The organism is Neisseria sp. GT4A_CT1, assembly GCF_000227275.1.
In the GTDB taxonomy this organism is placed as follows: domain Bacteria; phylum Pseudomonadota; class Gammaproteobacteria; order Burkholderiales; family Neisseriaceae; genus Neisseria.
In genome coordinates this window covers 303,779-313,807 of the sequence record NZ_JH164966.1, presented here as the reverse complement: position 1 = coordinate 313,807, position 10,029 = coordinate 303,779, and the positions used below count along the sequence as shown (strand labels likewise).

8 protein-coding genes and 2 tRNA genes are annotated in these 10,029 nt (G+C 53.5%); 4 read left to right on the top strand and 6 right to left on the bottom strand.

What is annotated here, in order from left to right:
- Positions 1-34: 34 nt before the first annotated feature.
- The 4 genes from HMPREF1028_RS06245 to HMPREF1028_RS06230 all read right to left on the bottom strand — a co-directional run bounded on the left by HMPREF1028_RS06245 (position 35) and on the right by HMPREF1028_RS06230 (position 5,267).
- Entirely contained in the window at positions 35-1,525 is a 1,491-nt protein-coding gene (locus HMPREF1028_RS06245; protein ID WP_009311961.1) for a S41 family peptidase, read from the bottom strand.
- A gap of 264 nt (positions 1,526-1,789) precedes the next feature.
- The gene (locus tag HMPREF1028_RS06240) at positions 1,790-3,544 is read right to left on the bottom strand and encodes a peptidoglycan DD-metalloendopeptidase family protein (protein ID WP_009311959.1); all 1,755 of its coding nucleotides are present in this window, start codon (positions 3,542-3,544) and stop codon (positions 1,790-1,792) included.
- A 183-nt stretch (positions 3,545-3,727) separates the two neighbouring features.
- Entirely contained in the window at positions 3,728-4,372 is a 645-nt protein-coding gene (locus HMPREF1028_RS06235; protein WP_009311957.1) for an alpha/beta hydrolase, read from the bottom strand.
- A 103-nt stretch (positions 4,373-4,475) separates the two neighbouring features.
- On the bottom strand, positions 4,476-5,267 hold the full coding sequence (locus HMPREF1028_RS06230) for a polyamine aminopropyltransferase (protein ID WP_009311955.1): 792 nt from the start codon (positions 5,265-5,267) through the stop codon (positions 4,476-4,478).
- A 242-nt stretch (positions 5,268-5,509) separates the two neighbouring features.
- On the opposite strand from HMPREF1028_RS06230, the gene HMPREF1028_RS06225 reads away from it, so the two are divergent.
- From HMPREF1028_RS06225 to panC, 4 genes are all read left to right on the top strand, one after another.
- Positions 5,510-5,585 (top strand) — tRNA-Thr (locus HMPREF1028_RS06225).
- A gap of 36 nt (positions 5,586-5,621) precedes the next feature.
- Positions 5,622-5,697, top strand: a tRNA-Thr gene (locus tag HMPREF1028_RS06220).
- 132 nt (positions 5,698-5,829) lie between these two features.
- On the top strand, positions 5,830-6,618 hold the full coding sequence (panB, locus tag HMPREF1028_RS06215; RefSeq protein WP_009311953.1) for a 3-methyl-2-oxobutanoate hydroxymethyltransferase: 789 nt from the start codon (positions 5,830-5,832) through the stop codon (positions 6,616-6,618).
- 171 nt (positions 6,619-6,789) lie between these two features.
- Positions 6,790-7,626, top strand: a complete 837-nt coding sequence (gene panC / locus HMPREF1028_RS06210) for a pantoate--beta-alanine ligase (protein ID WP_009311951.1) — start codon at positions 6,790-6,792, stop codon at positions 7,624-7,626.
- A 71-nt stretch (positions 7,627-7,697) separates the two neighbouring features.
- On the opposite strand, the gene HMPREF1028_RS06205 is transcribed toward panC, so the two are convergent.
- Together HMPREF1028_RS06205 and trkA are read right to left on the bottom strand one after the other, a co-directional pair.
- Positions 7,698-8,423: an SIMPL domain-containing protein gene (locus tag HMPREF1028_RS06205; protein ID WP_009311950.1), complete on the bottom strand. Its 726-nt coding sequence runs from the start codon at positions 8,421-8,423 to the stop codon at positions 7,698-7,700.
- Between the two features lie 140 nt (positions 8,424-8,563).
- The gene (trkA, locus tag HMPREF1028_RS06200) at positions 8,564-9,976 is read right to left on the bottom strand and encodes a Trk system potassium transporter TrkA (RefSeq protein WP_036529349.1); all 1,413 of its coding nucleotides are present in this window, start codon (positions 9,974-9,976) and stop codon (positions 8,564-8,566) included.
- Between the last annotated feature and the right edge of the window lie 53 nt (positions 9,977-10,029).

Genomic DNA, 10,029 nt, shown 5'->3' with positions numbered 1-10,029 from the left:
CAAGGATTCGGACTGAGCTTATTTGCTTTCGTCTTTACCTACCGTCTTTCTTGTCTTTTTTCGGAGCCGGTTTTTTCGCCGCCAAACCTAAAGACTTCTGCCATTCGGCTGGATTTTTCACCAAATCCAAGGCTTTGCGGAGCTGGTCGTCTTTGGCTGGATTAGGAATACGACGGCTGGAGAGGTCTTCGTCTTTATCTTTGTCCTTGCCTTTTTTGGACTTGGCGTTTTCGTCGGCTTTGGCGGCTTCGTTTGAATCAGGCGTGCTGATTTCGTTGCTGCTGTTGACGTCTTCGCCACCGAGCGGGTTGCCGATGTGTCCGGCGAGGTCGGCTTCGCGGCTTTCAAAAGCGCGGTCTTTGTCTTTGACTTCGACGTCTGGGACGATGCCTTGCGCTTGAATCGAGCGGTCGTTCGGCGTGTAATACAGCGCGGTGGTCAGTTTGACTGCGCTGCCGTTGGACAGCGGAATCAGGGTTTGAACCGAGCCTTTGCCGAAACTTTGCGTACCGACGACGACGGCGCGTTTGTGGTCTTGCAGCGCGCCGGCAACGATTTCGGAGGCGGAAGCGGAGCCTGAGTTAATCAACACGGTCATCGGGATGGTTTTCAACTCGGCAGGCAGATCTGCCAGCGGGTCTCTGCCGCTCGTGCGGATGTAGTCTTCGGGACGGGCTTTCAATACCATACCCTCTTTACCGTCGCGTCCTTTGGTGCTGACGACTTTTGCGTCTGCGGGCAGGAAGGCGGCAGAGACACCGACCGCGCCGTCAAGCAGGCCGCCCGGGTCGTCGCGCAGGTCAAGGATGATGCCTTTGAGCGGCGCGCCTTTGTTTGCCTTAATCAGAGCTTTGGCAGCTTCGTTGATGCCCGCTACGGTGCGCTCTTGGAATTGGGACACGCGGATGTAGCCGTAGTTTGGCTCAAGCAGGTGGTGGCGGACGCTTTTGACTTTGATGATGGCGCGGGTCAGGTTGACGACGATGGGTTTGTCCACGTTTTTGCGCGAAAGGGTCAGGGTGATTTTGGTACCTGGTTTGCCGCGCATTTTTTTCACGGCTTCGCTTGTGGTCAGGCCGCGAGTGGAGACGTTGTCGATTTTGGCGATGAAGTCGCCGCTTTTCACGCCTGCACGCTCGGCGGGCGTATCTTCAATCGGGGCGATGACTTTGATAAAGCCGTCTTCCTGACCGATTTCCATACCCAAGCCGCCGAATTCGCCGCTGGTGGATTCTTTCATGTCGGCATAGCCTTTTTTATCCATATACTCGGAATGCGGGTCGAGGTCGGATACCATGCCTTTCATCGCGCCTTCAAAGAGGTCGGCGTCGGATTTGTCTTGGTAATAATTGGCTTTGATTTGCCCGTAGACTTCCGCCATGTTGCGGATGGATTGTACGGGCAGGGTTTCGTTGTCTTTTTTGTCTTTTTCGGCGGCAAAGCTTTGAACGCTCAAACTGAGGGCGACACCGCTGAATGCGCCGAGTGTGTAGAGTGCGACTTTTTTCAAAGTGGATGTTGACATTATGAATGGCTTTCTTTTTGTCTTATTTCATTTCAGACCGTAATGACTGTGAAACGGGGTGGGAAATATTGCTTCAGACGACCTGAATATACATTCGCAAGACTGTATGCGATTTACGCTTGGTAAACAACAGGGTTAGCGTAAAAAATATCTGCGCAGGTGTAAAAGCTTTTGAATATAGGGCCGTCGGGTCGGGTTGTTAAATTTCAGACGACCCCGTGATACGGCAAAAGGTCGTCTGAAAATGTCAAACCGGTTTACAGGTCAGCTTATCCAGGAGAGCGGGTTCATTGCCTGCCCGTTGTAGCGGACTTCCAGATACAGGCCTTCCATGCCCGAAGGCAGGGTTCCGCTGATGCCCAGGCGGTTGCCAGCGGCTACGGCGTAGCCTTTGGCGACTTCGATTTCGCTCAAACCTGAATAGATGCTGATATAGCCGTCGCTGTGATCGATGACGATGACTTTGCCGAAACCTTCCAATTCATCGGCGTAGGTAACCGTACCGCCGGCAATGCTGCTGACGATTGCAGGAGTCGTTTGGTAGAACACGCCTTTCCAAACTTCACCGTCGCCGCGGTCTTGTCCGAAGAGTCCGGCAAGCGTGCCGCTGACCGGTTTTTTCAGACGACCCTGCATGCGGCTGAAGCTGTTGGCATTGCTGATTCTGACGTAGGAAGGCGCGCGGATGTTCATGTCTTCTGCGGTCAGGTTGGACATGGCGGCGCGTTCGTCAGCGGCTTTTTGCGCGGCGGCGGCGCGGTCTTTGCGTGCTTTTTCAGCGGCGGCAAGACGGGCTTCGGCGGCTTTTTTACGCGCTTCGGCTTCCTGGCGGCGTTGCTCGGCTTTACGCTTTTCCAAGTCTTTCAACAGATTGTTCAGGCGTCGTTCGTTTTCTTTGTGGTTGATTTTTTTCTGCGCCTCTTTTGCCATCTGTGCGTTTTGGCGGCGGCTTTCCGCCTGTTCGGCAGTGTTGGTTACACCTTGGCGGCGCAGCGAGGACTGAATGTTGACCTGAAGTTTTTTCAGGTATGCCAGTTCGTTGTTGATTTTCTGCTCTTGCGCTGCCAGCTCTTTTTGCTGCTTCTCAAGGTCTTTGATGACTTGATCGTTGGCGGTGTTGATATAGCGGGTGTAACGCAGGAAGCGGGTTTTCTGACCCGGTTCGGCATTTTTCAGGAACAGGGCAACGGCGTTAGGCTGGCTGTTTTTATAGTTGCCTGAAACAAAACGGGAAATTTGCGCGCGCGTATTGGAAACCTGAGTTTTCAGGTAGTTCAAATCAGCATTGAGTTTTTGAAACTTGTCCCATGCGTCGCGCTGTTGGCGGTTGATGGCGGACAGGTTGATACGGCTTTGCTGCAACTGCTTCAACGTGGTGTTAACGTGGATGATGAAACCTTCGTTGCGGCTGCGCAGCGATTTTTTGCTTTCCAAATCATTGGCGGCGGCGGTTACTGCGGCTTTGAAGTCGTCTGAATTGGCGACAGCGGTTTTCTTATCGGCTTTGTCCGCTTTTTTCTCGACGGTTTTTCTGTCCTGTTTTGCCGCTGCTTCGTCTTTTTTAGGCAGCTCGGCGGCTTCTTTTTTTGCCTTTACATTGTTTTTGGCTGCGGGTTTGTCTGCCGCTTTGTCTTTGCCTTTTACAGGCTCGGTTTTTGCGGGAACGGCTTTGCCTGCCTTCTCTTCCGCTTTGGCTTCACCTTTTTTGGTTTTGTCGCCTTTATCTTGTTTTTTAACTTCTTTGTCGTTTTTGCGTTCTTTGGCACGCTCGTTTTTCGCCGCTTCGGCAGTTTCCTTTTTGCTTTTGGCTACGGGCTTGTCATCTGCCTTGTCCTTAGCGTTTTTCGCGGCAGGTTTGGCTTTGTCTTTGGCAGCTTCTTTTTTAGCAGGTTCGGCGTCTTTTTTGTCTTTGACGCTTTTTTTGACAGGCGCAGCCTTTTCCTTGGGCGCGTCTTTGGCGGCGAAAGAAGGCGAAGCGAAACTGATGAGCAGGGCGAGTAAAAGAGGTTTGTAACGCATGATTGGATTCTGGATCGTTAAAATAAAGGCAATAGGCGGAATTATATAGTCAGCGGGGTCGTCTGAAAATATTGTTCAGGCAATTAAAACGGCGGTCATGCTGTGTTGTTTGTCATATCGGATTCAGTATGGACAAGCTGCACGGCAAGGTTTGGCATCATATTATTTAATATGATGCTCCGTTTATTTTTGTTGTAAAACCGACGGCACGAATCGGGCGATGGTATCGCGCAGGACGATGAGTTTGCCGTGGAAGAAATGGGATGAGCCGGCAATGGTGATGACGGGCAAACCTTGCGGTTCCGCCCATGTCCAAGCCTTGCTGATTTCAACGACTTCGTCTTCTGCGCCATGAATCATCAGGGTTTTGGTAATGTCAGGGACGGCTGAAGGTTCGGGGCGGTCGGTGTAGTGGTGTACTGCCGCGCCGATAAGCAGCAACAAATCCGGTTCGCGCTCTTGGGCGGCGAAGGTGGCGACATAGCCGCCGAAGGAGAAACCTGCCAATGCGAACAGTTCGGCTTCGGGGTGTTGTGCGCGGGCATAGTCGATGACGGCGATGCAGTCTTGTGTTTCGCCGCGTCCGTAATCGTGTGTGCCTTCGCTGTTGCCTACGCCGCGCAGGTTCGGCAGGTAACAGTGAAAACCGAGCTGAGATAAGGCTTTGGCGGCGGTTTGGATGACTTTGTTGGTGTTCGTGCCGCCTTGCAGCGGGTTGGGATGGTTGATGACTGCTACGCCTCGTGCAGGTGTTTGCGCGGCAGGCAGGAAGATGGTTTCGAGCAGGCCGACAGGGCCGGATATTTGGATGATGTCAGGTTTCAACATGGGTTTTCCTTTATTTTGTGTGTGCTGTGAGGGCGGGGTTATTGCTTTATCAGGTGTTGCCGTCGCCCAATCTGTATTTGGGTTTTCAGACGACCTGCTCATCTCACAGATAAAAATGTTTGCCGTTGTTGGGGTTGTTTGCTTTCAAATCGTTCAACATCCGTTTGAAATCCAAGCCGTATTGTCCGCTTAACTTTTCCGCGCGCTTTTTCAGCTTGTCGAGGTTTTGCTCTTTCGGGCTGCTTTGGAACGCCATCACCGCCATATTGCCGTGGCTTTCGGCGGGCAGTTCCAGCACGCGGCCTTCGAAGACGTTGAGCAAGCGTTCGATAAAGCGTTGGTAGCGTTTGTCGCCGCTCCACCAGTTGGTCACGAACACGCCGTCGGGCGAGAGGGCGTGGCGGCAGTCTTGGAAGAAGGGTTCTTCCACCAGCGCGTCGATGATTTGTTCGCCGTCGAAGCCGTCCACCAGCACCGCGTCGGTATTGTGGCGGAACACTTTAATGTATTCCGCGCCGTCCGCTTCGACGATTTCGAAGTTTTCCCCTTCAAACGGCAGCTCGAATAGGCTGCGGGCGACGGCGATGACCTGCGGATTGATGTCCACGGCGGTTTGCTTGGTGTCGGGCAGGTAGCTGTCTATCCAGCGTGCGAACGAGCCGCCGCCCAAGCCGATTTGCGTGATGTGTTTCGGCGTTTCTTCGGTAAACAGAAGCCAGCCCATCATTGCGCGGCTGTACGATAAAACCAGTTCGGCAGGATGGTCGAGGTTCATCGAGCTTTGGATGGTGTCGCTGCCCAAATGCAGCGAGCGGATGTTGCCTTCTTCGGAAATGCCGACTTCGGGCAGGTCGGACTTGGCGGGGCGCAGGCGGCGGTAGGGGTGTCGTGGCATGATGTGGACGGATGGAGGGGAAAGGGGGGTATTTTATCAGAGTGTCGTCTGAAATGCTTTTTGTGCGGGTGTTTTTCAGACGACCTTACGGTTATATATCTGAGTGGCTTGGTTTATATATGGTGTAATCATTACGTCTGAAATAAATTTCTTTTTAAATCAGATATTTTTTATAAAAATTTACTTTGTGGGCAGTAAGCTATTGCCAAGCGGGGCAGTTAACGGCATAATTCGGCTTCTTTGCCGGTATAGCTCAGTTGGTAGAGCACCTGACTTGTAATCAGGGGGTCCCGAGTTCGACTCTTGGTGCCGGCACCAGTTTATCGCTGAAGGTGCCGCAAGGTATTTCAGTAAGCCGGTATAGCTCAGTTGGTAGAGCACCTGACTTGTAATCAGGGGGTCCCGAGTTCGACTCTTGGTGCCGGCACCAATCAAACAGCCCGATTGTGAAAGCAGTCGGGCTGTTTTGCGTTTGCCGTTCGGGTGGCAGGGCGGCGGGCATTTCACTATAATAGCCCGTTTTAATCTAAAAGGTCGTCTGAAAAAGGCGGGATACATTCTAATGATTACTGTGAACACACTGCAAAAGATGAAGGCAGAAGGCGAAAAAATCGCCATGCTGACCGCCTATGAATCCAGCTTTGCCGCGTTGATGGATAACGCCGGAGTCGATGTTTTGCTGGTGGGCGATTCCTTGGGCATGACCGTGCAGGGGCGCAAATCCACGCTGCCCGTCAGCCTGCGCGATATGTGTTACCACACCGAAAACGTCGCGCGCGGTACGGAAAACGCGATGATTGTCAGCGACTTGCCTTTTGGTGCGTATCAGCAGAGTAAAGAACAGGCGTTTGCCGCCGCTGCCGAACTGATGGCGGCGGGCGCGCATATGGTCAAACTCGAAGGCGGCGTTTGGATGGCGGAAACCACCGAATTCCTGCAAATGCGCGGCATTCCCGTCTGCGCCCATATCGGCTTGACTCCGCAGTCCGTGTTTGCGTTTGGCGGATATAAAGTGCAGGGGCGGGGCGATAAGGCGGAAGCCTTGTTGGCAGATGCGAAAGCACACGACCAAGCGGGTGCTGCCATCGTATTGATGGAATGCGTGCCGGCGGAATTGGCGAAAAAAGTAACCGAAACCGTCTCTTGCCCGACCATCGGTATTGGCGCAGGTGTGGATTGCGACGGACAAGTTTTGGTCATGCACGATATGCTCGGCATTTTTCCGGGCAAAACCGCCAAATTCGTCAAAAACTTCATGCAGGGCAAAGACAGCATCCAAACCGCCGTTGAAGCGTATGTCCATGAAGTCAAAGCCAAAACCTTTCCCGCTGCGGAATATTCGTTTGCTTGATACCCTCAACTGAAAAAGGTCGTCTGAAAAGGTTTTCATCGTGAAAACCGAATTTCAGACGACCTTTGTTTGTCCGTGTTCCCAGCGTATAATCGGCGCGTGATTTTCGGGCTGACAAAACATAGTGGCTGCGCGCCGCAATCCCGAAAAAGATAAAGGACATTTTCCACCATGCAAATCATTCATACCATTAAAGAATTACGCGAATGGCGCAAAAACTCAGGCAGCGTTGCCTTTGTGCCGACTATGGGCAATCTGCACGAAGGCCATCTCGCCCTTGTTCGCGAAGCCAAAAAACGCGCCGACAACGTCGTAGTCAGCATATTCGTCAACCGCCTACAATTCGGACAGGGCGAGGATTTCGACAAATACCCGCGCACCTTGCAGCAAGACGCCGACAAACTCGCCAACGAAGGCATAGCCGTCGTGTTCGCGCCCGACGAAAAAGAGCTGTATCCCAATGTCGAGCAACGTTTCAACGTCGAACCGCCCAACCTCCAAAACGAATTGTGCGGCAAATTCCGCCCCGGTCATTTCCGCGGTGTCGCTACTGTCGTCAGCAAACTTTTCAACATCGTCCAACCCGATACCGCCTGCTTCGGCAAAAAAGACTATCAGCAGTTGGCGATTATCAAAGGCTTTGTCGAAGACCTGAATTTCAATATCGACATCGTTCCCGTCGATACCGGCCGCGCTCCCGACGGGCTAGCGCTTTCCAGCCGCAACCAATACCTCAGTGAAGCCGAACGCGCCGAAGCCCCGCGCTTGTACCGCGAATTGCAACGCGTCGCTGCCGAACTCAAAAACGGCAATCTCGATTACGTCGGTCTGGAAACAGAAACCGTTCGCCGCCTGACCGAAGCGGGCTGGGTGGTTGATTACGTCGAAATCCGCCATGCCGAAAGCCTCGCCGTCGCACGCACCGGCGACAAAGCCCTCGTCGTCCTCGCTGCCGCCCGCTTGGGAACGACGCGTCTGATTGACAACTTGGAAGTCAGCTTGGCTTGATTGTTGAAATAGAAAAAGGTCGTCTGAAAACCGGTTTGGGTTTCAGACGACCTTTTTGTTGGAAGAGCGTTTTACATCTGCACCAAGCCGTTGACTGTAATGCTGATTTCTTCTGAGCCGGGAGAAGGGGCTTGGATAGCGTTGTTTTCGTCGCTTGCCGAACGCTTGAACATGGCAGCTTCGGCATTCATCATTTTGGCGCGGGCGAAACCGTTGTCTATGGAGCGGTTGCCGATGTGGCCTAAATTGAGTTTGACGATTTTGTAGTTGGAAAAACCGAGCGTTTTCGCTAAGTCTTGCGCGCGGTCTTTGAAGCGCAGGATGGCGGCTTTGCTGACTTGATCTACGGCAGCTTCGCGTTTTTCTTTGGATATGCTGAAGCCGATGCGGTTGAGCGTGGCAGTTTGCAGCGTTTCGTCAATCAGGCGGTTGATGGCGTCAAAGTCTTTGCTTTCGACTTTGAACACGGCTTCTTCTTCCCAACCTGTTTGGATGCGTTTGCCGTTGTTGTTGTATTCATAGCGCGGGCTGGCGCTGCGGTTGAGGATTTCGGTTTGGAGTTTGTTGTTTTGTACGGCTTTGTTGAAATCGTTGAATTTTTTCTGAAACGCTTTGTTCACCGTAGCGCGGTCTTTGCCTTCGGAAGCAATGCTGAAGTAGGCGGTCATGGTGTCGCGGGTTATTTCGAGATTGGCAGATTCTGCAAATTCGATCATGTTGTAATGAAGGGTGTCGGTTTCGGCTGCGGCGGGCAGGGCGGTTGCGAGCACGAGGGCGGCAAGGATGGGGCGTAACATGGATTTTCCTTTGGGTATCGGATGTGGAAACGGATGATGTTGGGTAATTTGTGTCGGGTCGTCTGAAAGCGCGGCTTCAATGAAGTTGAAAAAAAGGTTCTGACTTTGCTGCAACAGGTTTCAGACGACCTTTGACGGTGTCAGCCGAAAAAGCCCATTTTGACTTGGATGAGTTTTTCAAGCTCGGGCAGGACGCGGCGGCGGGAGACGAAGAAGATGATGTGGTCGCCGTCTTGGACAATGGTGTCGGTGTGGTGTCCCATGATGACTTCGCTCGTTTCGGCACGGACGATGGCGGCGATGTAGCAGTCGCCCGGCCATTTGATGCCGCTGATGCGCCTGCCGACGATGGCGGAAGTGTTTTTGTCGCCGTGGACGACGACTTCGATGGCTTCGGCAGTGCCGCGTCTGAGGGGGTGGACGGCAACAATGTCGCCTCGGCGGATATGGGCGAGAATGGAGCCGATGGTGATGAGGTGCGGCGACACGACGATGTCGATTTTGTTGCCTTCGAGCAAATCGACGTAGCTGGAGCGGTTGACAATGGTGACGACGCGTTTGGCACCGAGGTTTTTCGCCAACAGGCTGGACATGATGTTGTTTTCGTCGTCGTTGGTCAAGGCGCAGAATACGTCGATTTCGTCGATGTATTCTTCGTCCAGCAGCGTTTCGTCGGTGGCACTGCCTTGCAGGACGAGGGTGTTGTCGAGGTTTTCGGCGAGCCACTCGGCGCGGCGGGGGTTGTGTTCGACGATTTTGATGTCGTATTTGGATTCGAGCTGCTTGGCAAGGCGGTAGCCGATGTTGCCGCCGCCGGCAATCATGATGCGGCGGGTGCGCGCTTCTTTGGGGCGCAGTTCGCGCATGATGATGTTGACACTGCTGATGTCGGCGGCAAAAAGTACCTCGTCGCCTTCGATAATGACGGTTTGCGGTGTGGGGACGATGAGGCGGTTGTTGCGGTATATGGCGCAGATTTGGCAGTCCGCGCCTTCGGGGAGGTGTTGGTTGATGTCGGCGATTTCACGGTTGACGAGCAGCCCGCCTTTACGAGCCTGTACGATGACCATGCGGACTTTGTCGCCGGCAAACCTCAATACCTGCAATGCGCTGGTGTAGCTGAGCAGTCCGACGAGCTGTTCGGTAACGAGCTGTTCGGGACTGATGGTTTCGGTGATGTCGAAGACGGTAAGGCTGCCGTTTTCCGTATCGTCGTTTTCGGGGTAGGGGTATTCCAGATATTCGCTGGAACGCACGCGGGCGATGCGGCTGGGGATATTGAAGAGGTCGGCGGCGATTTTGCAGGCGACGATGTTGGTTTCGTCGCTGCGGGTCAGGGCGAGCAGGAGGTCGGAATCTGCCGCGCCCGCCTGTTCGAGGATAAACGGGGATGCGCCGTTGCCGAGTATGGTTTGGACGTCGAGGCGGCTGCCGATGTGTTGCAGGGCTTTTTCGTCGATGTCGATAACGGTAACGTCGTTGCTGGAAACGGAGGCGAGGTTTTGCGCGACGGTCGAGCCGACCTGTCCGCTGCCGAGGATGAGGATTTTCACGGTTTGGGCGGGTGGTTGGGTAAGGATGATGGGATTGTATAGTATAGTGGATT